The organism is Streptomyces ovatisporus (assembly GCF_042653885.1).
GTDB lineage: Bacteria > Actinomycetota > Actinomycetes > Streptomycetales > Streptomycetaceae > Streptomyces > Streptomyces ovatisporus.
Genome location: NZ_JBHSFH010000005.1, coordinates 197,611 through 220,970, shown reverse-complemented (window position 1 = coordinate 220,970; position 23,360 = coordinate 197,611). Strand labels below are relative to the sequence as shown.

At 70.4% G+C, this 23,360-nt stretch carries 19 protein-coding genes; 7 read left to right on the top strand and 12 right to left on the bottom strand.

What is annotated here, in order from left to right:
• Positions 1–191 precede the first annotated feature (191 nt).
• Positions 192–758 (top strand): Rv1733c family protein, encoded by a 567-nt coding sequence (locus ACFPA8_RS09420; protein ID WP_386445233.1) that lies wholly within the window; start codon positions 192–194, stop codon positions 756–758.
• A 282-nt stretch (positions 759–1,040) separates the two neighbouring features.
• Here ACFPA8_RS09420 and ACFPA8_RS09415 read toward each other — a convergent pair whose 3' ends face one another.
• The 4 genes from ACFPA8_RS09415 to ACFPA8_RS09400 form a co-directional block, all read right to left on the bottom strand.
• A complete protein-coding gene (locus ACFPA8_RS09415; RefSeq protein ID WP_386445230.1) occupies positions 1,041–2,048 on the bottom strand; it encodes an Acg family FMN-binding oxidoreductase in 1,008 nt (335 codons plus the stop codon).
• Between the two features lie 333 nt (positions 2,049–2,381).
• The gene (locus ACFPA8_RS09410) at positions 2,382–4,226 is read right to left on the bottom strand and encodes a glycoside hydrolase family 3 protein (protein WP_386445227.1); all 1,845 of its coding nucleotides are present in this window, start codon (positions 4,224–4,226) and stop codon (positions 2,382–2,384) included.
• 369 nt (positions 4,227–4,595) lie between these two features.
• The gene (wrbA, locus tag ACFPA8_RS09405; protein WP_386445224.1) at positions 4,596–5,237 is read right to left on the bottom strand and encodes an NAD(P)H:quinone oxidoreductase; all 642 of its coding nucleotides are present in this window, start codon (positions 5,235–5,237) and stop codon (positions 4,596–4,598) included.
• A 230-nt stretch (positions 5,238–5,467) separates the two neighbouring features.
• Positions 5,468–6,067 (bottom strand): GNAT family N-acetyltransferase, encoded by a 600-nt coding sequence (locus tag ACFPA8_RS09400; protein WP_386445221.1) that lies wholly within the window; start codon positions 6,065–6,067, stop codon positions 5,468–5,470.
• Positions 6,068–6,235: 168 nt separating this feature from the next.
• On the opposite strand from ACFPA8_RS09400, the gene ACFPA8_RS09395 reads away from it, so the two are divergent.
• From ACFPA8_RS09395 to ACFPA8_RS09380, 4 genes are all read left to right on the top strand, one after another.
• On the top strand, positions 6,236–7,252 hold the full coding sequence (locus tag ACFPA8_RS09395; RefSeq protein WP_386445218.1) for a sigma-70 family RNA polymerase sigma factor: 1,017 nt from the start codon (positions 6,236–6,238) through the stop codon (positions 7,250–7,252).
• 432 nt (positions 7,253–7,684) lie between these two features.
• Positions 7,685–8,446 (top strand): DeoR/GlpR family DNA-binding transcription regulator, encoded by a 762-nt coding sequence (locus ACFPA8_RS09390; RefSeq protein ID WP_386445215.1) that lies wholly within the window; start codon positions 7,685–7,687, stop codon positions 8,444–8,446.
• Positions 8,443–9,702 (top strand): 1-phosphofructokinase family hexose kinase, encoded by a 1,260-nt coding sequence (locus ACFPA8_RS09385; protein ID WP_386445212.1) that lies wholly within the window; start codon positions 8,443–8,445, stop codon positions 9,700–9,702. The genes ACFPA8_RS09390 and ACFPA8_RS09385 overlap by 4 nt, the downstream gene beginning before the upstream one ends.
• Entirely contained in the window at positions 9,699–11,930 is a 2,232-nt protein-coding gene (locus ACFPA8_RS09380) for a PTS fructose transporter subunit IIABC (protein WP_386445209.1), read from the top strand. The genes ACFPA8_RS09385 and ACFPA8_RS09380 overlap by 4 nt, the downstream gene beginning before the upstream one ends.
• A 205-nt stretch (positions 11,931–12,135) precedes the next feature.
• Here ACFPA8_RS09380 and ACFPA8_RS09375 read toward each other — a convergent pair whose 3' ends face one another.
• The gene (locus ACFPA8_RS09375) at positions 12,136–13,230 is read right to left on the bottom strand and encodes a P1 family peptidase (RefSeq protein ID WP_386445206.1); all 1,095 of its coding nucleotides are present in this window, start codon (positions 13,228–13,230) and stop codon (positions 12,136–12,138) included.
• 44 nt (positions 13,231–13,274) lie between these two features.
• Between ACFPA8_RS09375 and ACFPA8_RS09370 the strand changes: the two genes are divergently transcribed.
• Positions 13,275–13,478, top strand: a complete 204-nt coding sequence (locus tag ACFPA8_RS09370) for a hypothetical protein (RefSeq protein ID WP_386445203.1) — start codon at positions 13,275–13,277, stop codon at positions 13,476–13,478.
• 185 nt (positions 13,479–13,663) lie between these two features.
• Here the strand turns inward: ACFPA8_RS09370 and ACFPA8_RS09365 are convergent, their stop codons facing one another.
• From ACFPA8_RS09365 to ACFPA8_RS09335, 7 genes are all read right to left on the bottom strand, one after another.
• Entirely contained in the window at positions 13,664–14,137 is a 474-nt protein-coding gene (locus ACFPA8_RS09365; protein WP_386445200.1) for a carboxymuconolactone decarboxylase family protein, read from the bottom strand.
• 138 nt (positions 14,138–14,275) lie between these two features.
• Positions 14,276–14,815 (bottom strand): large conductance mechanosensitive channel protein MscL, encoded by a 540-nt coding sequence (gene mscL / locus ACFPA8_RS09360; RefSeq protein WP_386445197.1) that lies wholly within the window; start codon positions 14,813–14,815, stop codon positions 14,276–14,278.
• Positions 14,816–14,884: 69 nt separating this feature from the next.
• The gene (locus ACFPA8_RS09355; protein WP_386445194.1) at positions 14,885–15,133 is read right to left on the bottom strand and encodes a hypothetical protein; all 249 of its coding nucleotides are present in this window, start codon (positions 15,131–15,133) and stop codon (positions 14,885–14,887) included.
• A 689-nt stretch (positions 15,134–15,822) separates the two neighbouring features.
• Positions 15,823–16,653 carry an S-methyl-5'-thioadenosine phosphorylase gene (locus ACFPA8_RS09350; protein WP_386445191.1) on the bottom strand — a complete coding sequence of 277 codons (831 nt, stop codon included), beginning with the start codon at positions 16,651–16,653 and terminating at the stop codon, positions 15,823–15,825.
• Positions 16,654–16,720: 67 nt separating this feature from the next.
• The gene (locus ACFPA8_RS09345) at positions 16,721–17,092 is read right to left on the bottom strand and encodes an FmdB family zinc ribbon protein (protein ID WP_386445188.1); all 372 of its coding nucleotides are present in this window, start codon (positions 17,090–17,092) and stop codon (positions 16,721–16,723) included.
• A gap of 68 nt (positions 17,093–17,160) precedes the next feature.
• A complete protein-coding gene (locus ACFPA8_RS09340; RefSeq protein WP_386445185.1) occupies positions 17,161–18,549 on the bottom strand; it encodes an MFS transporter in 1,389 nt (462 codons plus the stop codon).
• Positions 18,550–18,778: 229 nt separating this feature from the next.
• Entirely contained in the window at positions 18,779–20,434 is a 1,656-nt protein-coding gene (locus ACFPA8_RS09335; RefSeq protein ID WP_386445182.1) for a potassium/proton antiporter, read from the bottom strand.
• Between the two features lie 160 nt (positions 20,435–20,594).
• On the opposite strand from ACFPA8_RS09335, the gene ACFPA8_RS09330 reads away from it, so the two are divergent.
• Positions 20,595–23,300 (top strand): penicillin acylase family protein, encoded by a 2,706-nt coding sequence (locus tag ACFPA8_RS09330; RefSeq protein ID WP_386445179.1) that lies wholly within the window; start codon positions 20,595–20,597, stop codon positions 23,298–23,300.
• Positions 23,301–23,360: the final 60 nt, after the last annotated feature.

Sequence of the window (23,360 nt, the reverse complement as noted above, 5' to 3'; positions counted from 1 at the left end):
GCTGTCGCGTCACAGCCGTCTGTCCGCATCGTCACTCCCCGGTTCACCGCGGGAATAGGGCCGAACGGACCCGACCAGGGCAAAGAAGAGGCCGGTCGTCCACCGATCGGTGGCCGTTCGGCCCCCTTGGGAGCCCGCAGACAGATCACCTGGTGCGTGAGGCCGGAGCCGCCGGTGAGGGGAGTCGGCTGATGAGGACCAGAAAGTGGCTGTGGCGCTGGCGGAACAACCCGCTGAAGCGCCGCTCCGACCGGGTCGAGGCGTGGGTGGGTCTCGCGGCCGGGGTCGTCATGGCGGCGAGCGCGCCGGTCACCGGCGCGATGGCGTCCGACGCACTCGGTGACAGTCTGCGCGAGAACTCGCAGCTGACCCGGACGAAGGCCGTGCTGACGGAGAACGCCCCGACCACGGACAGCTTCGCCACCGTGACGGGCGACGCCAGGGTTCCCGCGAAGGTCCGGTGGGAGTCCGCGGACGGGCACTCCAGGACCGCCCGTGCACCGGTGGAGGCGGGCACCCCCGCACGTACGAACGTCACAGTGTGGCTCGACAGCCGCGGCGTACCGCGGCAGCCGCCTCCGGGTGCCACGGAGATCATGGGGGAGAGCGCTGCGGCGGGCAGCGCCGCGGCAGTGGCCACGTGTTTCGTGATCGGTGGCGGGTGCTGGCTCACGCGGCGCCGGATCGATGCCGCGCGGGACAAGGACTGGGAACGGGAGTGGGCTGCCGTCGGGCCCTGGTGGACTCGCCGCGAATAGCGCTGCGACCGGGAAGGTTCACCGGCTCGCGACGCCCGGCACGGCACGCTGCGTAGTCGGAGGCGCCCGAGTACGCCCAGTACGAGGACGATCCTCGGGCCGCACGCGGACCGTCCGGCCGGGACCACCCGGAGAGCGCCACGTCTCGGCGGTAGCTGTTCGGCACAGGTATCCGGACCCGCCGACTGCTCGGACGCCACAGTCGGCTGACCGGCGTCCCGGCGCTTCCCGGACAGGGGGTCTTTCGTCTGCGGATCTCTCGTCAGGGGACGGTGTCGAGCGTCAGGGGACGATGTCGAGCACGTCCTCGACAGGCCGCCGCGGAGTGGGCTCTCCCCGCGCCCCGTAACCCAGCCGGATCACCGTCTGCACGGGACCTGTCCCCCACACGGGGTCGCGGAGCAGCCAGCGCAGCTCCGTACGCTCCAGCGCCTGGGTGGCGAACGAACTGGCCAGTCCCTCTCTGGTGGCCGTCAGCAGCAGACGTTCCATGGCCTGTCCCGCCGTCAGCCAGTCGATCGGGTCGTCCCGTTCGGTGTAGAGCAGACCGAGGTGCGGTACGTGCTCGACGTCTCCCGAGCCGCGGTCGCTCTCGCCCTGGCCACGGGGGAAGCCAGGCGGCGGTGTGTGCCCGGGGCGCTCGGGGCCCGGGGCGTACGCGGGCATGCCGTGCACGGCGTCCGGGCCGGCCGGTGACGCGTTCTCCAAGGTCACCCCGGTACGGAACCTGCGTGCTTCGTCGGGGCCGCCCAGCCGGTCCGCGTCCAGCTCGGCCTGCTCGATCAGATCGAGGACGAGTGCCAGGTGCCGGCCGGAGATGAAGGTCAGCCGCGAACCCTCCGCCCGGACCTGGTCGACGAGGAGGTTCACAAGCGGGGACGGGATCGTCCTCTCGGCGTACGGATAGCGGCTGGTGCGCCGCTCTGCGATCGCACTGTGGAGCCGTGCCACATCAGGGTCGGGCGTGTTGGGCGACTCGATCAGCTTCACGGTGGCCAGCGTCTGAGGGGCGGCCGGGTCGGGCAGCAGACGCAGCACGGGACGGAACCCGGCATGGTGAGCGGCGACCCGCAAGTTGAACAGCGCCGCCCCACAAGCGACGTGCAGGGAGCGCAGCTGCGGGTCGGCCTGCGACGTGCCGCGCTCGAAATCCGCGTGCAGGGTCATGGAGTGGTCGGCCCGCCTGTAGCGGAATCGCCACGGCTGCGCGTTGTGCATGGACGGTGCCGTAGAGGCATCGCGGACAAGACTTTCGACCACCTCGTCGTCGGCGAATGAGGTGGGATGCATGAGTGCCTCCTGCCGTCCTTTCTGCTCCGCCGGCGGAGAGACGCCGGTCTCACTGGACAGCCTGCTGCCCTGACGTACGAGCGCCGAGGGCCCGGGAGAACCGGAAGAGGGGCCGAATGTCCCTGGACGCCTCGACGAGCGAGCAGATGAACGGCGGCGCCCCTCCTCGGGACCCCGCAGACCCCTCGTAACGCTGCGGCGCACGACGCAGCACCCCGCCCGGGAGGTTCCCGGACGGGGTGCTGCTTCAGGGGGCCGTGGCCGCCGCTGTCCGCGTTGCGCTGTCTCCGTCGGTCCCCGTGGTCCCGTGGGGAGCGCGTGCGGAGCTTCGCGTCAGTAGCTCAGTCCGTCGCCGAAGTCGTAGAGCGTCTTCTCCGGGTCGTCGAGGGTGGGGATGCCGACGGGAAGCCTCCCGGAGGGGTTGAGATCGCCGTACAGGGCGTCGGCGGCCGAGGCGATGGAGAGGTCGCCGTAGGAGAACGTGGCGAGGTACGCCGGGACGTCGGGGAAGCGCTGGATGTCGTAGGCGTTGCGCACGGCGACCGCGACGACCGAAGTGCCGCTCTTCATCAGGGCCTTGACCAGGGCAGCCTGGGCGGCGCCCTTGTCCTTGGCGGACGCGGCGGCGTTGGTCACCACGACGGTCACGTCGTGGTCCCGCGCTGCGGAGGCGGCCTCCGCGATCTTCGCTTCGGAGGGAGCCGGACCGGTCTCCAGCGGGGTGGCTGACTGTCCGGGACGCTTGCTGACAGCGTCGGCGAGAGCCGCGACCTGATCGGCTCCCCAGCCGGCCACCAGCACGGAACGCTTCTCACCGGAGAGGGGGAGCACCCTGCCCTCGTTGCGCACCAGCGTGACTGTGCGGTCGGTGATGCGAGCGGCGTCCGCGGCGTGCCGGCGGTTGCCGACGAAGCGCTCGGCGCGTGCCTCGTCGACGTACGGCCGGGGGAAGAGCCCGTTGCGCAGCTTGTGTTCGAGGATGCGCAGCACGGAGGCGTCCAGACGGGACTCGGGTACGTCGCCGGACTCGACGGCTGCCAGCACGGCGGCGTGTGCGGTGTCGGTCTTCGGGGCCAGTACCAGTTGGTCGCAGCCGGCCTGCAGTGCCCGTACGGGGGCGACGTCCGGCGGGAAGTCCTCGGTGGCGCCGCCCATGTCGAGGGCGTCCGTGACGATGAGGCCGTCGAAGCCCAGCTCCTCGCGGAGCAGGCCCGTCACGATCGGCTTGGACATGGTCGCGGGGACCTCGCTCGCGTCCAGCGAGGGGACGACGATGTGCGCCGTCATGATCGTGTCGACGCCGCGTGCGATGGCCGCGCGGAACGGCGGCAGGTCGATGCTCTCCAGCTCTTCGCGTGTGTGCGTGATGACGGGCAGACCGGTGTGACTGTCGACGTCCGTGTCTCCGTGGCCGGGGAAGTGCTTGGCGGCGCTTGCCACTTCGCCGCGGTGGTAGCCCCGCACGGAGTCGGCGACGAGCGTGGAACACAGCTGCGGGTCGGAGCCGAAGGAGCGGACGCCGATGATCGGGTTGTTCGGGTTGATGTTGACGTCGGCGACGGGGGCGTAGTTCTGGTTGATGCCCATCGCGGCCAGCTCGCTGCCGATGATCTCGGCGGAGCGGCGGACGTCCGTACGTGAACGCCCCGCGGCCAGCGCCATGTTGCCCGGCATCTGCGTGGCCGGCTCCAGCATCCGGAAGACGACGCTGCCGCCTTCCTGGTCGATGGAGACCAGCAGCGGGATGCGGGCGCCGGAGCGGAGAGCGGCCCGCTGCAGCCCGTTGGAGAGTCCGGCGACCTGACGGGGGTCCTTGAGGTTGTCGGGGCCGCGGCGGGCGTCGAAGTAGATCACGCCGCCCGGACGGTACTTGGCGACGACCTCGGCGGGTGTCGAAACCCCGTACAGCTCCTTGTTCTTGGCGTGCGCTGTGTCGGCTCGCGTGCCGTAGACCTCGATTACGAAGAGCTGGCCGATCTTCTCCTTCAGCGACATCCGGCCGAGCATCGTCCGGGCTGTGCGCCGGACGCGGTCTGCGTCCCCGGCGGCACCGCCGGCTGCCTGGGCGGGGCCGGCCGCGCCGGCGGTGAGACCGAAGGCGGCCGCGGCACCTGCGGCACCGGTGAGGATCTGTCTGCGGGTGGTGGGTTGGGGCGGCTGCGGCGGCGTCTGCTGCATCGTGGTGCTCCTCAAACGGGCGACTCGAACGGGCGACGTGGAGCCGGGCATACGGGAGCGCACATATTCGCAGTGCGGGGTTGTGAAGGACCAGACGCCGCGCTGAAGTTCATCGGTCCAGTCCAGTGGCGGCGGTCGGGTGAACGCCCGGTCGGGACGGTGCCACAGGGGCGCCACAGGGGTGGCGGAATGTCTCACTGCGCGAGTGGGGCAGGGACGGATGAACCGTGCTGTACGGGCGGGTGCGCGGCATCGCCGCCCCTCCGGGGAGGCTCCCCGGGCGTGCCGCCGGGACAGTCGTCCCTTCGGCACGGGCCGGCGATGCCGCACCTCATGTGCGGGGGAGGGCCGTCGCCCTGCGTCGCCGCGTCAGGCGACGGTCAGTCCGGCCTTCAGGGCGCCTGCGACGCGGACCACCCGTTCCGTCTGCACCCGCGCAGCTGTACGGGCCGTCTCGTCCACAGGGTTGTTCCCCTGGGCATCGGTGTGCGAGGTGCCGTACGGATTGCCGTCGACGAACTTGGACGGGTCGGTGTAGCCAGGGGCGACGACCAGACCGCCGAAGTGGTGGACGGTGTTGTAGAGCGCCAGCAGCGTCGACTCCTGGCCGCCGTGCGGCGAGGCCGAGGAAGTGAATCCGCTGTAGACCTTGTCGGCCAGCCGGCCCTCCGCCCAGAGGGGCCCGAGCTGGTCGAGCAGCTGCTTGAGCTGGGCGGAGACGTTCCCGAAGCGCGTGGGCGTACCGAAGAGCACGGCGTCGCCCCACTCCACGTCGGCGGGGGATGCCTCCGGGACGTCCGCCGTGGCCCGCAGATTCTCCGCCCACGCGGGGTTGGACTCGACTGCCGAGCGAGGCGCCAGCTCGGGCGCGCGGCGCAGCCGTACCTCTGCGCCGGCCTTCTCGGCGGTGTCGCTGATCTCCCTGGCGAGCGCGGCGATCGTGCCGGTCGAGGAGTAGTAGATGACGGCGACCTTGACGGGTGCCGGGCTGGCCGGAGTCGGGGTGCTCATGAAAGCGAACTCCTGTCCAAGTGTGGTGCGCGTGCTGTGCGTTGTGCTGTGGAGCGACGGGCAGCCGTCGCGCACGGCTTCGCGAAGAAGTCGTTGAAGGTGGAACTACCCGGTCCCGGCTGTTGAATGGGTGTGATCCGGGCCACAACCGCGGTGTGGAGCGGGGGAGTTCACGGTGTGGAGCGGGGAAGTTCTCCCGCCTCACGCCGCTCCCGGCGGCCCGTCCCAGGTCACGGACCCAGTGCCTTCTCGTAGCGCTGCACGTCGTAGTAGCGGCCGAACTTCCGGCCCGCCTCGTGGTACGTGCCGACATGCTCGAAGCCGAAGCGCTCGTGCAGACGCACGGACGCGTCGTTGGGCACCGTTATCCCGGCGTACGCACGGTGCAGGTCCTGCCCCTTCAGAGCTTCGAAGAGGTGCTCGTAGAGCAGGGAGCCGATCCCGCGGCCCGCCGCCTCGGGTGCCAGGTAGACGCTGACTTCGACGGAGGTGCTGTAGGCGGGCCTCGGCCGGAACTGGCTGCTGGTCGCGTAGCCGAGAACTTGGCCGAATGCGGAACCCCTCGTGCCGGGTGGGGTGGACGGGCTGTCGGTACGGCCCCCGGCCGCCGCCCTGCCTCCTCCTGTGATGTGGCGCTCCTGCGCAACCAACAGGCGGTACGGGCCGTCTTCAAGGTGGGAGAGCAGCCAGTCACGCCGTTCCCCGGGTGTGAACGGCTCGGTGTCGAACGTGGCGGCCGACTCGCGGACGTAGTGGTTGTAGATGTCGGTCAGCGGCTTCAGGTCTTCCTCGGTCCCCGCTCTGACCAGTACCTCTGACGACTCGCTCACCTTGGATCCCTTCAGGTGGCCGGACAGGGTACTGCATGATCACGAAATTGACGCGGCGGTTGGGAATTAAGTCCGGTTTCCACTCGTTGTTTCCTTCGGATGGGGGCACTCGGGGAGTGTCCGCCCCAAGCCACCGACCAGATTGAGTCCACTCGCAAGGGAGCACGCATGGCAACCCGTGCCGTCGCCCGTCGTCAGGCCAGCACGACAGGTGCAGCTGACGCGGCAAGCAGTGTTCGCGCCGCAGGCAGCGAAGTCGCGGACCGCGACCTGGTCGGCATGTATCTCGACGAGATCGCCCGCACGCCACTGCTCGACGCGGCAAAGGAAGTCGAGCTCTCGCTCGCCATCGAGGCAGGCGTGTACGCCCGCCGAATACTGGATCAGGAAGAGAAGCCGCTGAGCCCCGACTCGGCCAGCGCGACCGCGGCCCGCGAGGAGCTGGAAGCGATCGTCGCCGAGGGTGAGCGTGCAAAGGACGTCTTCATCCGCTCCAACCTCCGGCTCGTGGTCGCGGTCGCCCGGCGGTACCCCCGCAGCGGACTGCCGCTGCTGGACCTGATCCAGGAGGGCAACGCCGGCCTCGTCCGTGCCGTGGAGAAGTTCGACTACCGCAAGGGCTTCAAGTTCTCCACGTACGCGACCTGGTGGATCCGGCAGGCCATCACGCGGTCGATCGCCGACCAGTCGCGGACCATCCGGCTGCCCGTCCACCTGGTGGAGGAGCTCGGCCGCATCCGGCGCGTCCAGCGGGAGTTCAACAGGGAGTACGGCCGGGAGCCGGAGCCCACGGAGGTCGCCGCCGAGCTGAGCTCCACACCGGAACGCGTGATCGACGTGCTGGACTGGGCGCGCGACCCCGTCAGCCTCAACATGTCGGTCGACGACGAGGGCGAGACGCAGTTCGGCGACCTGCTGGAGGACACCTCCGCGGCCTCGCCGGAGCAGTCGGTCCTGACGCTGCTGCGCCGGGAGGAGCTCGACGGGCTCATCGGCCGCCTCGACTCCCGTACGGCCTCCATCATCAAGGCGCGCTACGGCATGGTCGACGGCCGGGAGCGCACGCTCACGGAGGTCGGCAAGCAGCACGGCCTGACGCGGGAGCGGATCCGGCAGATCGAGAAGCATGCCCTGCTGGAGCTGAAGAAGCTGGCCACGGACACCGGCTTCGACGCCGCTGCCTGATCCGAATACGGTGATCCGAAGTCGCCGATCCGGCGGGGTGACCCGAGGACCTGGCGAGGTGACCTGAACCGGGTCGCGCCGCGATCACTCCGCGGCGGCAGCACTCGCGCCACGCGCGGACAACTGAACTCCCCACGAGGCGGCTGCTCCAGGGCCGCCACCCGGACGAGTCCCGGCGCCCTCCCCCGAGCGCCGGGACTCTTTTGCGTGCTGCCTCCAGACGTAGACGTACGGGCGGGGCGGGATGCAGGCGTGCGGGCGTGCCTCCCGTGCAGAACCGTGTTCCGGGTCACCGGCGGACCGGCCTGCACGCAGTGGCGGGTGCGTTGATTTGGTTGGAACGCATGCCCAGTTGTGTTTACTTTCCCCTGTGTGCGGCCGTACCGTACCCACGAAGCCACACTCTCGGGCACGGAACGGACTCGAAGCCACATGTACGCACCGGAGCGCCAACAGGAGATCCTGCGGCTCGCACGCGAGCGGGGCCGCGTGGAGGTGCTGTCCCTGGCGCGGGAGTTCCAGGTCACCGGCGAGACGGTCAGGCGCGATCTCAAGGCCCTCGACCGGGCCGGAGTCATCCGGCGCGTCCACGGCGGCGCCATTCCCGCGGGCACTCTCAACTTCGAACCCGACCTGAACGAGCGGGAGGCCGAGGCCACCGCCGAGAAGGACCGCATCGCCCAGGCCGCGCTGGACGAACTGCCCACCACGGGCAGCGTGCTGCTCGACGCGGGCTCCACGACTGCCCGCCTCGCCGCCGCTCTGCCCATGGACTGCGGGATCACCGTCGTCACCCACGCCCTCCCGCTGGCGGCGCGGCTCGCCGACCATCCCGGCATCGACCTGCACATCGTGGGCGGCCGGGTGCGGCACCGTACGCGCGCCGCCGTCGACGCCTGGGCGCTGCGCACCTACGCCGAGATCAACGCCGACCTTCTCTTCCTCGCCACGAACGGCTTCTCCCTCGACGGAGGCCTCACCACCCCCGACCTCGCCGAGGCGGCCGTCAAGCGCGCGGTGACAGCGGCGGCACGCAGGGTCGTGCTGCTCGCGGACTCCGCCAAGTACGGACAGGAACACTTCGCGCGGTTCGGCGGACTCGCCGACGTCGATCTGCTCATCACGGACACCGGGCTGCCGGCCGAGGCGGCACGTGCCATCGAGGCAGCGGGGCCCCAGGTGAGGCGGGTATGAGCGGCACGGCCGGCCGCGCCCACGGCACGATCCTCACCGTCACGCCCAACCCCAGCCTGGACCGTACGTACGAGATACCCGGACTCGCCCGCGGCGCCGTGCTGCGGGCGGGCGCGGACCGCGTCGACCCTGGTGGGAAGGGCGTCAACGTCTCGTGTGCGCTGACCGCCGCGGGGCGGCGGACCATCGCCGTCCTGCCCCTCGGAGGACCCGAAGGAGCGCTGCTCGCACGGTTGTTGGAGGAGCGGGGCATCGAGGTGGCGGGCGTCCCCGTGAGGGGGTCGACCCGCGTGAACATCTCACTCGCCGAACCCAACGGGACGCTCACCAAGATCAATGCCCCCGGGCCCGAACTCACCGGACGCGAAGCCGGGGCGCTGCTGGACAGGGTGGAAGCGCCGGGTGGCTGCGCTGCGGCGCCGGCTGCGGACGGAGCCCGTGCGGGCGGGGCGGGGACGGACGGAGCCGGGCACGGAACCGCGGACGGGACCGTCAACGGAGCCGGGCACGGAACCGCGGACGGGACCGCCAACGGCGCCGCGGACGGAACCGCGGACGGGACCGCCGTGGGCATTGCCTGGATCGTCTGCTGCGGCAGCCTCCCCGGGGGGCTCTCTTCCGGGTGGTACGCCGAGCTCGTCCGGCGGTGCAATCTCCGGGGAGTCCGCGTCGCCCTCGACACCTCCGGACCGGCGCTGCGGGCCGCGCTGCGTGAGCGGCCGGATGTGGTCAAACCCAACGCCGACGAGCTGGCCGAGGCAGTCGGCCGCCCCCTCGCGACCGTCGGCGACGCGGTGAAGGCGGCCGAGGAACTGCGCACCTCCGGCGCACGTGCCGTCCTCGCCAGCCTCGGGGCCACCGGACAGCTGTTGGCCGACGCCACCGGTACGTACTTCGCCAGCGCCCCTGCCCCCGCCGTACGCAGTGATGTCGGAGCCGGTGACGCCTCGCTCGCGGGCTTCCTCGCGGCGGGCGGTTCCGGTCCGGGAGCGCTGGCCTCGGCGGTGGCGTACGGAGCGGCGGCGGTCCAGCTGCCCGGCAGCGCCATGCCCCGGCCCGCCGATGTGCGTCCCGAAGCCGTCTCTGTGACGACCCGCCCGCCGCTGGACCACCCCCTGGGCCGTCCCCTCGCCGGTCCTCCTCCGGACGAGGCCGAACTTGCCGCCGGCCCCGAGAACACCGCCGCCACCGAGAACACCGCCGGCCCCGAGAACACTGCCAACACCGCCAACGACGCCGATGGAGCCGTTCGATGAGCCAGCTGATCAACGCGGAGCTGGTCGACCTCGACCTGACCGCGGGCACCAAGGAAGAAGCCACGCGCTCGCTCGCCGAGCGGATGTCCGCACAAGGACGCGTCACCGACCTCGACGGATTCCTGGAGGACGTAGCAGCCCGCGAGGCGCGGATGCCGACCGGGCTCGAAGGCGGCATCGGGATACCGCACTGCCGCAGCGCCCACGTCACCGAACCCACCCTGGCCTTCGGCCGCCCGGCCGTACCCGTCGACTTCGGGGCTTCCGACGGGCCGGCCGACCTGATCTTCCTCATAGCCGCTCCCGAAGGGGGCGATCGGGACCACCTCGGCATCCTCTCCGGCCTCGCGCGACGGCTGGCCGACGAGAGCTTCACCGCCCAGTTGCGCTCGGTGCCGGAACCGGAGCGGGCGGCGGCGCTCATCCGCGGTGACGCGGAAGCGGAAGCCGGAGCGGAAGCCGCACCGGAAGCCGCACCCGTCACCCGGGAGGCAGCCGCGGCCGATACCGGGGCACGGGAGACGGATGCCACGCCGGACGACGCGCCGCACGCCGGGGCCGAGCCGGGGCCCGCGCGCGATTCTGCGGGCCGGGAGTCGCCGGACCGTGAGGGGGAGCGGCAGGGCCGACCGGGCGAGGCACCAGGGGCGGAAGGGCAGTCGTCCCCCTTCCGCATCGTCGCCGTGACCTCGTGCCCCACCGGCATCGCGCATACGTTCATGGCTGCGGAGTCCCTGACCAGGGCGGGGCAGGAGGCGGGCGTCGAAGTGGTCGTCGAGACCCAGGGCTCGGCCGGGTTCGACCGGCTCGACCCCGCGGTGATCGCCGCGGCGGACGGCGTGATCTTCGCGCACGACGTCGAGGTCCGGGAGAAGCACCGCTTCGCGGGCAAGCCCACTGTTGACGTCGGCGTGAAGGCCGCCGTCAACCGGCCGGCCGAACTCGTCGCCGAGGTACGGGCCCGGGCCGCGCACGGCGGGACCTCTGCGGCCGGAGCTCCGCCCGTCCCCATGCGGGACGCGGGCGACCCGGGGGACGGATTCGGCACGCAGCTGCGCAAGTGGCTGATGACCGGCGTGAGTTACATGGTCCCGTTCGTCGCCGCGGGGGGACTGCTGATCGCCCTCTCCTTCGCTCTCGGCGGCTACGAGATCACCGACGCCAAGTCCGTCGCCGACCACTTCGTCTGGACCGAGGCGCACAGCTGGGCCGCGCTGCTCAACCAGACCGGCGGCCTCGCATTCAGCTTCCTGGTGCCGGTGCTCGCGGGCTACATCGCCTACGGGATGGCTGACCGTCCGGGACTGGTCCCCGGTTTCGTCGGCGGTGCCGTCGCCGTCGAGATCGAGGCGGGCTTCCTGGGCGGACTCGTCGCCGGTCTCCTTGCGGGGGCCGTGGCGATGTCGGTCCAGCGCGTGACGATTCCGCCCGCACTGCGGGGCATCATGCCGGTGGTCGTCATTCCGCTGATCTCGTCCGTGATCGTCGGCACGCTGATGTTCGTGCTGATCGGTACGCCGATCGCCTCGGCCCAGAAGGCCATGACGGACTGGCTCGGCGGGCTCACCGGTACCGACGCCGCCCTGCTGGGCCTGCTGATCGGGCTGATGATGTGCTTCGACCTGGGCGGTCCGGTCAACAAGGTCGCCTACACCTTCGCCACCGGCGGCATCGCGACGGCCGACCCCGGCAACGGCAGTCTGACGGCGATGGCCGCCGCGATGGGCGCCGGCATGGTCCCTCCCCTCGGCATGGCGCTCGCCACCGTCGTACGGAGCAAGCTGTTCACCAGGGCGGAGCGGGAGAACGGGAAGGCGGCCTGGGTGCTGGGTGCTTCCTTCATCACGGAAGGAGCCATTCCGTTCGCCGCGGCCGACCCGCTGCGGGTCATCCCCTCCTCCATGGCCGGCGGCGCGGTGACCGGCGCACTGACGATGTCCTTCGGCAGCACCCTGCGCGCACCGCACGGCGGAGTGTTCGTCGTGCCGCTCATCGGCTCCCCCTTGCTGTACCTCGTCGCTGTCGCAGCCGGAACGGCGGTCACCACCGCGCTGGTCCTCGTCCTCAAGGGCGCCCGGGGACGGGGCGGTTCCGCGCCCGCCTCGACGGAACCGGCCGGCCGCAGGGCGAGGACAGCCGGCGGTGACGGCCGGGGGAACGGTGGTCCCGATGAGACCTCAGGGAACGCGAGCGGACCCGGAGACGGCGGCGTCCGCGCACCCGCCTGAGCCTCGCCTGCAGCCGCGCGGGCGCACCCGCGTGAGCCTCGCCTGCCGCGTGCGCCAGCAGGAGCCTCGGCCGCAGCGCTCCTGGCTGGAGCGAGCACATGCCGGTGCCTGTCAGGTGCGGTCCCGCCTCGGACTTCGCCCGTCGGCGCCCCCGAACATCGCCGTGCGCACCTGGAGGTGCTCGCTCCGGCCTGAACTCCCGAGGTCAGGCACTGCCGGAGACGGCCGGCCCTTCCGACCCCGCCGCCGGACGGGCGTACAGGTCGCGGTACGAGGGGAAGACCCCACCGGGTCCGTCCACGCTGTCCGCTGCCAGCACGGCCTTCACCACAGCACGGGTCAGCCCGTCGGCCCCCGCGGCCAGCACGTCGTTCAACTCCGTTCCCTCAAGGGGGCGTTCGCCGGTCGAGAGGGCGAAGACGGTGTCCCCGTCGTGCATGAGGTGCACGGGCCGTACACCTCTGGCCAGCCCGTCGTGAGCGGTGCCCGCCAGCTTCTGTGCCTGTGCCCTTGTGAGCGCCGCATCCGTCGCCACCACGGCCAGCGTCGTGTTGAAGGGGGGACGCAGCACCCCGGCCGAGCGTCTGCCCGTCTCCTGCTGCGCCTGTGCCAGCCGACGCTGCGCCTCCTCGTGCGCGGCGGAGCCGGGCACGCGGGGCGGACGCCCGTCCCACATCTCCCCGTAGAGGACGCCGGTTGCGGGGTCCAGCGCCGAACCGGCCGCGTTGACGGCCGCCAGTACGCCCACCGTCACCCCGGAAGGGAGCACGGTGCTCGCCGAGCCGATCCCGCCCTTGAGCCCGCCCACCACGGCACCGGTGCCCGCCCCCACATTGCCCTGGCGAACCGGCGCTCCGGGCTCCGTCCGGCTTGCGGCTTCCACCGCTTCCCGTCCCAGCGTCGCGTCCGGCCGGGACCGCCAGCCCCCACCACGTCCGAGGTCGAAGAGGACAGCCGCAGGCACGACAGGGACGACCTGCGCCGGGTGGCTCCCGACCGGTACGCCGCGGCCCTGCTCCTCCAGCCAGCTCATCACGCCCGCGACGGAGTCGAGCCCGAAGGCGCTGCCGCCGGTCAGCACCACCGCGTGAATGCGCTCCACCACGTTCCGCGGATCCAGCGCGTCCGTCTCCCGCGTGCCCGGAGCACCTCCGCGGGAGTCGACACCGGCGACGGCACCGCCCTCCGGAGTGAGCACCACCGTGGTACCGCTCAGCCAGCCCGGCCGGTCGTCCCCGGTCCGCTGCGCGTGCCCCACCCGAAGGCCCCGCACGTCTGTCAGTGCGTCCTGAGTCGTCATGCGGCATGGATACCAGGGTCGCGGGCGGCCCGTACGCTTGTGGCATGACGACCGGTTCCCGACGGACCCCCGACGCCGCCGCCGCGCTGGACTTCGGCGATCCGCTCAGCATGCGTTCCGCGGACGACACCGACAGCGGCTGGGGAGATCGGACCGGCGGCAGCGGTGCAGCGCCCGGCGGCAGCGGGGGAGACGCGGCGGCGGATCTCGCCCGTTTTCTGGAGGAGAAGCCACCGCACCACCTGTGACGCCCTCCGAAGAGACCTGCGTCTGGCCGGCAGGGCTTCTCGTCGGCCGGGCCGCCGGAGCGCCGGGCAGGCGTCCGGGAGCCCGGCGTCCGGCGCCCGGGGCAGCGACCGTCAGACGACGGGGTCGCCCTGCTGACGAGCCACGGGCAAGGGCCGCGACACCGGCGCTCCGGGGCAGGCGCTCCCTATCCGAACTGACCCACCTGGTAGTCGCCGGCGGGCTGCTGGACCATGACGTTCGTCCGGTTGAAGGCGTTGATGAGCGAGATCAGGAACACCATCGCGGTGAGCTGCTCCTCGTCGTAGTGCTTGGCGGCATTCGCCCAGGCCTCGTCCGTGACACCACCGGCCGCATCCGCGATGCGGGTGCCCTGCTCCGTCAGCTCCAGAGCTGCGCGCTCGGCCTCGGTGAAGACCTTGGCCTCACGCCACGCAGCGACCAGGCTGAGACGCACCGAATCCTCACCGGCGGCGACGGCGTCCTTCGTGTGCATGTCGGTGCAGAAGCCGCAGCCGTTGATCTGACTCGCCCGGAGCTTCATCAGCTCCTGCGTCGAGCCAGGCAGCGTCGACTGCGAGACCACCTGGTTCGCCGCGACGAGGTGCTTCACGACCTTCTCTGCCATCGCGCTGCCGAAGACGTTCAAGCGGGCTTCCATGAAGGACTCCTCTGCCGTTTGTCAGTGCTTTCACACCCATGACGGAACGGCTCGGCAGGATGTGACAGGGACGGATGTGACCTGCGTCTCCCAGCAGGCGGTGCGTGCTTCGTCCCTCCTGACGCCGGACGGGAGGACCTATTCCTTGCGGATGTCCGGGCCGTCCCGCTGTGCTCCTACGGCACCCGCCACGTCCGCGGTGCCGGCCGAGTTGACCGAGCCGGTCTGCTGCGCCGCGAGAAGGTCGCGGATCTCGGCCAGCAGGTCCACCTCGTTGAGTTCCGCCGGTGCCTCGGGCGTCGCGTTCTTGGCGGCCTGCCGTTCCTTGTACTTCGACATCGGCAGGATCATGAGGAAGTAGACGACCGCGGCGGTGATCAGGAACGTCAGCGAGGCGCTGAGGACCGGTCCCCAGTTGATCGGCACACCGCTCGTCACCTCGCCGGTGGCCTTGTTGATCTCGCAAGGCGCCTTCAGACAGGACCTGTACTTGTCCAGGTCCTTCGTTCCTATGGCCCCCACAAGCGGGTTGATCAGGCCCTTGACGACCGAATCCACGATTTTGCTGAAGGCGGTTCCCACGACGACGGCCACGGCCAGTTCGACCACGTTGCCGCGCATCAGGAATTCCCTGAACCCCGCCAGCAGACTCTTCTTCTCGCTTTCGGAATCCGGCATAACGATCTTTGCCCCGCCTCTCTCCGAGCTCGTTCCGTATCGGCCGACGGTTCGCCCCCGGCGCGGCTCTCAGCACAGCGTCACCGCCAACCGGGAGGTGACCGCCGCCCCGGCGAGTGCGGTCGCAGTCCTGCGCGGCACGGCCAGCACGACGAGCGCTCCGTCGACCGGATCAGTCTCCATGTGCTCGGGCAGCCTCTCCACCCTGGCCCCCCTCGCCACTGTCCGCGGGGAAGCGGAACCCTCCTCGGACGCGACCACATCCACCCTGTCGCCGGGACGCAGCAGCCGTACGGTGGCGGCGTCCGCAATGCGCACCGGGGCGGAGACGGATGCCGGAGCGGGCCCGGGATCAGGCGCGCGCGGGCGGTGTGCACGCGTCCCTGACGCCGAATCCGCGCGGGTGGACCCAGCGCCGTCCGGCCGGCTCGCCCGGCTCTCGCCGGCACCTTCTCCGCGGGCGGCGGAGGCCGCCAACGCGGCTGCGACGACTGCCAGTCCGGCCGCTGCGGCGCGCCGCCGCCCGTGGACGAGCCGCCGCATGCGGTGACTGCCGCCCCCGCCCGCACGCACCGGCGTGAGGTCGGGAACGACGCCGTTTCCCCGTCCCTGCGTGCGGGGACCACCGCCGCTCCGATCCGCACCGGTCCCTTCGCGCTCTCCGCCGCTCCCGCCGTGGTCACCGCCGCCACTCCTGCCGCGGCCGTCCGGCTCGTCGCCGCCGCGCTCGCGCCGGGACCCCCGCCCGGGCTGGAAATTCCGGGACACCACGCTCACCGCCTGCCGTCAGAGGATCTCTGCTTCCCGCTTCTGACGTCACAGTGCAGCAATTCGCCCGGCGTCTTCGAAATCAGCTGAAAACTGTGGACAGCAAGGCAGTTGTGGACAACACCGGCACCCGTACGGGTGCCGGTGAGCCGTCGTCCTTCCGGGCCCGTGGCCGAGGGCTGGCTACTCAGGCACCGGCACAAGCACAGGCACAGGCACCGCGCCGGCCGCTTCGCCGGCTACGGCAGTTCGATGCCCGGGTCCAGTCCGCCCAGCGCCTCGGAACAGCTGCACGAGCGCTCCGCAGGCAGCTTGCCGACCGCGTCGAAGAGCACTTTCCGCAGCCGCCCCACGTTCTCCCCGAAGACCCGCAGTACCTCCTCGTGCGAGACGCCCTCTCCCGTCTCGGCCCCGGCGTCCAGGTCGGTGACGAGGGTGAGTGACGCGTAGCAGAGCCCGAGTTCGCGGGCCAGTGCCGCCTCGGGGTGGCCCGTCATGCCGACGACCGACCAGCCCTGAGCCGCGTGCCAGTGGGACTCGGCGCGGGTGGAGAAACGGGGACCTTCGACGACGCACAGCGTGCCGCCGTCCACCGCCTCCCAGCCGTCTTCACGGGCAGCGGAGAGGCAGGCCTGGCGCCCGGTCTCGCAGTAGGGGTCGGCGAAGGTCAGGTGCACGACGTTCGGCACGGACCCGTCGGGCAGGGCTTCCCCGTCGAAGTACGTCTGTACGCGCGCCTTCGTCCGGTCGACCAGCTGGTCCGGTATCAGCAGCGTGCCCGGTCCGTACTCCTGCCGGAGCCCGCCGACGGCACACGGCCCCAGCACCTGGCGTACGCCCGCGGAGCGCAACGCCCACATGTTGGCGCGGTAGTTGATGCGGTGCGGTGGCAGGTGGTGCTTACGGCCGTGGCGGGGGAGGAAGGCGACCCGCCGCCCGGCCAGCTCGCCCAGGAAGAGCGAATCGCTCGGGGCGCCGTACGGGGTGTCGACCGTGATCTCGGTCACGTCGTCGAGGAAGGAGTAGAAGCCGGAGCCGCCGATGACGCCGATCTCAGCCTGTTCGCTCATACGGACCACCCTAAGGCCAGGCCCGGAGTGAGCGGGACGGTGCCGGGCGCGGAGCCCGGCGGAACCGTCAGGCGGCCGAAGTGCCCGCCTTGCTGGTGCTCTTGGAGCTGCTGTCGCCGGACGAGCCCGACTTCGAGGCGTCCGAACCGGAGCTCGAGGAACCGGAGTCGCCCGGGGACTTCGAGGACGACGAGCTGCCGCCGTTGCTCTTGGCGGAGGTGTCGGAGGAGCCCGAGGACCCGGACGCCGAGGTCGACGTGGAGCTGCGGCTGTCGTTGCGGTAGAAGCCGGAGCCCTTGAAGACGATGCCGACAGCCGAGAAGACCTTCTTCAGGCGGCCCTCGCACGCGGGGCACTCGGTCAGTGAGTCGTCGGTGAACTTCTGCACCACCTCGAGGCCCTCGCCGCACTGGGTGCACTGGTACTGGTACGTCGGCACGTCTCTTCCTCCTGGCACTCTTACTCGGTGAGTGCTAACGACGCTCCATATTGCAGTATTCCCGCGCGTCAGTCCACCGTGACAGGTGCACGGTGACTCACCCCACGCGCGGAGCCCCGCCCGCCGCGCCGGTCGGCCAGCCGACGGCGGAAGACGACGAGCGCGGTCAGTGCCAGCCCAGTACCGGCCGCAGGGGCGAGGAATCCCGCGCCGGCGCCGAAGCCGTCCGTCAGCTGTCCGGCCGCCATCGAGCCGGCGGCCTGTCCGAGCGCCACCGCTCCTGTCAGCCAGGTGAACGCCTCCGTACGGACTGCCGCGGGCACCAGCAGTTCGACGAGTGTGAAACCGGTGATCATGGACGGTGCGACACAGAGCCCCGCCACCAGCCCGAGCGCACCCAGCAGCGCCAGCCACGGGGTCAGCTGCGCCGCGGCGGCCAGCGCCGCGGTCGCCAGCACGAGCACGGGGTAGGCGATCAGCAGCCGGGCCTGTGCGCTGCGCCTCCAGCGGATCGTCCCCACGGCCACTGCGGCCAGCGTGTTGCCGGTGGCGAATATGCCGTACAGCACGCCGTTGAGCTCCGGCTGGCCGGCGAACTGTGTGACCGCCGCAATAGAGACCTGCATGCCTCCGAAGACGCTGCCGATGCCCAGCAGCGCCGGGATGAGAACGCGTACGCCCGGGAGGCTCAGCGCGGACCGCCCGCCGTCCTTCGCATGCGGACGGGCACCTCCCGCACCCGGACCACTGTCCGGACCGGAACCACTGTCCGTACGCGTGGCACTGTCCCGTCGGGCCTTCTTCCCGCTCGTCCCTTCCTGCCCGAGCGCCTTCGGCGGCTGTGTCCCCCGCTGAGCGGCGAAGAAGAGCCCCCCGCCCAGGATCAGGAACGCTTCCGCGACCAGCCCCGCAGCCGGATGCACCGTCGTGCACAGCGCGGTCGTCAGCACGGGTCCCACGATGAAGGTGAACTCGTCCGTCACCGACTCGAAAGCAGCCGCAGTCGTCATCAGCGGCGAACTGTCGTCCAGGGACGCCGACCAACGGGCCCGCACCATCGGGCTGATGGGCGGGGTGGTTGCTCCGGCGGGCACGGCTGCGGCGAACAGAGCCCACAGAGGCGCGTCGCGCAGCGCCAGCACGATCAGCAGTGACACCGTCAACGCGTGCAGGAGGACGGCCGGTACAAGGACCGCTCTCTGCCCGAAACGGTCGGTGAGCTTTCCGCTCTGCGGCGCGATCAGTGCCATGGCGACACCGGAAATCGCTGTGACGATGCCTGCGGCTCCGTACGAGCCGGTTGTGTGCTCGACGAGCAGCACGGTGCCGATGCCCAGCATGGCGATCGGCTGCCGCGCCAGAAAGCCCGGGATCACGAAGCGCCACGCCCCTGGCGTACGCAGCAAGTCGCGGTAGCCGGGGCGGCGTTCGTCGGTCGGGGTGGCCGGAGTCGTCACGGCCGGGCCTCTCTGCCGCCTGGTAGCGCGCCGCTCGCACCGAGGGCTGTCCGCCGAGGGCTGTCCTCTTGCGCGTACCTCCGGTCGCGCCAGCCCTGCATCAGGCAGGATCGGTGAAATGTCTTGCCGTCACGCAGGATAGCGGCCTGTGCCACGAGGGGAATCCCCGTGAGCAGGCGAGAACTTCCCGACGCAGCGCACAGCCCGTCCTGGGCCGGCGCTCAGCCGCTCAGTGCTTCCGCAGGTCCCAGGGTTTCCGGGAACCGCCGGAGTCCCGTGGGCCGGGGCCCGAGCCGGAGTCCCGGCGGCGCCTGGGGCCGCGCGTATCCCGGCTGCCGGCCCGGCCTTCCCGGTCCGGCTTCAGCCAGCCGGCCAGCTTGCCGCCCTGGCCGACGTCCAGCAGCCGTTGCTCTGCCGCGTCGCGTACCGGGTCGGTCGCCACCACCAGCAGTTCGTCTCCGTGCTGCAGCATGGTCGTCGGCAGTGGCACGAAGCTGTTGCCGTCGCGTACGACCAGAGTGACCGCGGCGCCAGGTGGCAGGCGCAGTTCGCCGACTTCGACACCGTGCATCTTGGAGTGTCCGGGGACCGCCACAGAGAGCAGATGGCCGCGCAGCCGTTCCAGCGGGGCGGATTCGATGTCGATGTCCAGCGGTTCCTCGCTGTCGCCGAGCTGCAGCTTCCGCGCCAGCCACGGAAGGGTCGGGCCCTGCACCGCCGTGAAGATGATCACGAGCACGAAGACGATGTTGAAGATCCGTTCGCTGTCCCGGACTTCGGCCACCCGCGGGATCGTCGCGAGCACGATGGGCACGGCGCCGCGCAGTCCTGCCCAGGACAGCAGTGCCTGGTCCCGCCAGCGTTGGTCGAAGGGCAGCATGCTGCACACCACCGACAGTGGACGTGCGATCACGGTGAGGACCAGGCCGACGACGATCGCGGGTGCGACGTCGTCGAGCAGGTCGTGCGGGGTGACCAGGAGGCCCAGCAGGACGAAGAGGCCGATCTGTGCGATCCACGCCAGTCCGTCGGCGAAGCCGCGTACAGCGGGACGGTGGGGCAGCCGCGCGTTGCCCAGGATCAGTGACGTGACGTAGACCGCGAGGAACCCGGAGCCGTGCGCGATCGCTCCGCCCGCGTACGACAGCACGCACAGCGCCATCACAGCGATCGGGTAGAGGCCCGACGAGGGCAGGGCCACCCGCCCCAGGCCCAGTTCGCCCAGCTTGCCGACCGCGAGTCCGACGATCAGCCCGATGGCCAGCTCCAGCGCGATCTCCGCGACCAGCACGTACCAGTGGACCGAGGCGAAGTCGTGCGCGGAGAGGGAGACGACGAGGATCACGACGGGGGCGTCGTTGAATCCCGACTCCGCCTCCAGCACGCCGGTGAGCCGCTTCGGCAGCGGAACCTTGCGCAGTACGGAGAAGACGGCCGCCGCGTCCGTGGAGGAGACCACGGCGCCCATCAGCAGCGACGTCTGCCAATTGAGGCCGACGAGGTAATGGGCGGCGGATGCTGTGACTGCGACGCTCACTGCCACGCCCACGGTCGACAGCACCGCGGCTGCCGGCACGGCCGGACGGATCTCCCGCCACTTGGTGCTGAGTCCGCCCTCGGTGAGGATCACGACGAGGGCGGCGTAGCCGAGGGTCCTCGTCAGTGCGGTGTCGTCGAACTGCACGCCGAGACCGTCCTGGCCGATGGCGATCCCGATCCCGAGGTAGACCAGCAGACTCGGCAGTCCGCTGCGGGAGGAGAGCCTGACGGCGGCGACCGCGAAGAGCAGGACGAGGGTGCTGAGGAGCAGGAGTTGGTTGAGGCGGTCGACAGTCAGGGGCAGATCCTTTCCTGATCGCGGCGAAGTCCCTTGCAGATCCGCCAAATCGTTCGCGTGGCTAACAATTTACCATCGCTTGAACTTCCCTCCGGGTTCGCCGGTGACTCCCTGTGTAGCGCTGGGAAGGCTCCGCCTATGGTTGCTCCAGCGTGAATTCGAACCCGGTCTGCACGCCCCAGGTCCACCCTGCCCTCGAAGGACAGAGATGCCCGCCAAGAAGACCTCGCGACGCGCCCGTCTGATCGTGATCGCAGTCGTGCTGCTGCTCGTGGCCGGTATCGGGGGCGGCACGTTCTGGTCCATAAGTTCCGTGCGGGACTCGTTCCCGCAGACAACCGGTTCGCTGAAGCTCAAGGGGCTCGACGACCCGGTGACCGTCCAGCGGGACCGTGAGGGCATCCCCCAGATCTACGCGGACAGTTCGAGGGATCTCTTCACCGCCCAGGGGTACGTGCAGGCCCAGGACCGGTTCTGGGAGATGGACGTACGACGGCACACGACAGCCGGACGTCTGTCCGAGATGTTCGGCGCGAGTCAGGTCAAGACCGACGCCTTCCTGCGCACGCTCGGCTGGCGCCGGGTCGCGGAGAAGGAGTACGCGAGTCTCTCGCCGTCGGCGAAGGCCAACCTCAGGGCGTACTCCGCGGGTGTCAACGCCTACCTGAAGGATCACAAGGGGACCGCCGCCTCCGTCGAGTACGGGGCCCTGGAGCTCTCGAACGACTACACCCCGCACAAGTGGAGCCCCGTCGACTCGGTGGCCTGGCTGAAGGCCATGGCGTGGGATCTCCGCACGAACATGAAGTCCGAGATCGACCGGTCGCTGATGTCGAGCCGGCTGACCCGGCAGCAGATCGAGGAGCTGTACCCGGAATATCCCGTGGACCGGCACGAGCCGATCGTCGACAGCGAAGCCAGAGCCGGCAGCAAGAAGTTCGTCCCGGGCAGAAGTTCTTCCGTCACGCCCCGCGGCGGCGCGGGCGCGGCCCAGGAGGCCGTGCGGAACGCGAACTCCCAGCTGAGCTCCGTGGCGACGCAGCTCGACAAGGTGCCCGCGCTGCTGGGCCCCAGCAACAGCGGTATCGGTTCCAACTCCTGGGTCGTGTCGGGGGAGCACACGACGACCGGTAAGCCGCTGCTGGCCAACGATCCGCACCTCGCGCCGCAGTTGCCGTCCATCTGGTACCAGATGGGGCTGCACTGCCGGACGGTGAGCAAGGCCTGTCCGTACGACGTCTCGGGATTCACCTTCGCCGGCCTCCCGGGTGTCGTCATCGGCCACAACCAGGAGATCTCCTGGGGCATGACCAACCTCGGCGCGGACGTCACCGACCTGTACCTGGAGAAGTTCCGCGACGGCGGTTATCTGTACGACGGCAAGCGGCGTGCGTACAGGACCCGTCAGGAGACCATCAAGGTGGCCGACGGGCCGAGCCGTGAGATCACCGTGCGCGAGACGAACAACGGCCCCGTCATCTCCGACCGTGACAGCGAACTGCGCAAGGTCGGCGATGAAGCCCCCGTGGACAACGCGGCCCCCGACCGCGGCGACGGCTACGGGGTCTCCCTGCGATGGACGGCGCTCAGTCCCTCCAAGTCCATGGACGCGATCTTCCAGCTCAACCGGGCGTCCGACTTCAAGGACTTCCGCGCAGCGGCACGGGAATTCGCGGTGCCCTCACAGAACCTGATCTACGCCGACACCAAGGGCAACATCGGCTACCAGGCCCCCGGCCGCATCCCCGTGCGCGCCGCCGGCGACGGCCGCTACCCCGTCCCCGGCTGGGACTCGCGCTACCGGTGGAAGGGTTACGTGCCGCAGGACGCGCTGCCCTGGGAGTACAACCCCGAACGCGGCTACATAGTCACCGCCAACCAGGCCGTCGTGGATGAGAAGAAGTACCCCTACATGCTCACCAAGGACTGGAGCTACGGCACACGCAGCCAGCGGATCAACGACCTGATCAAGTCGAAGATCGAAGACGGCGGCAAGATCTCCACGAACGACATGCAGACCATGCAGATGGACAACAGCAGCGAGATCGCCAAGCTGCTCGTGCCGTACCTGCTGAAGATCGACGTGAAGGACGGCTACGTACGCGAGGCGCAGCGGCTGCTCGAAGGCTGGGACTACACCCAGGACCGCGATTCGGCACCGGCCGCGTACTTCAACGCCGTATGGCGCAACATGCTGCTTCTCGCCTTCGGCAACAAGCTCCCCAAGGAGCTGCGCGTCAAGGGCGACTGTCTGAACGTACGTCCCACAGACGACTCCGCCCCTGTCGACGATCTCAGCGGCAACACCCGCCTGGTGCGCGAATGCGGCGTACGGGACGCGGCGTCCGGACAGCCCGACGGCGGGGACCGCTGGTACGAAGTCGTACGCAAGCTCATCAAGGACTCCGACAGCGACTGGTGGAAGACCCCCGACAACAAGGGCCGTCCCGGCGACCAGAACCGTGACGAGCTCCTCGCGCACGCCATGAAGAACGCCCGCTGGGAGCTGACCTCGAAGCTCGGCAAGGACATAGACACCTGGAGCTGGGGTCGCCTGCACCACCTGCTGCTGAAGAACCAGACCATCGGAACGGACGGTCCGGGCTTCATGCAGTGGCTTCTCAACCGCGGCCCCTGGGACCTCGGCGGCGGCGAGGACGCCGTCAACGCCACCGGGTGGAACGCCGCCGGCGGCTACGAAGTGGTGTGGGTGCCCTCGATGCGGATGGTCGTCAACCTCGAGAACTTCGACAAGTCGCGCTGGATCAACCTCACCGGCGCCTCCGGGCACACCTACAACCCGCACTACGTCGACCAGATGGACAAATGGTCCGAGGGCGCGACGCTGAAGTGGGCGTTCAGCGAGAAGGCCGTCGAGAAGGCCACCGAGGACAAGATGGCGTTCACGCCGTAGGCGGGGCGGAGTTGCAGCCCGGTGGCAGTCGAGGTCTTCGTCTCCGGGCCCGCCGGGCGT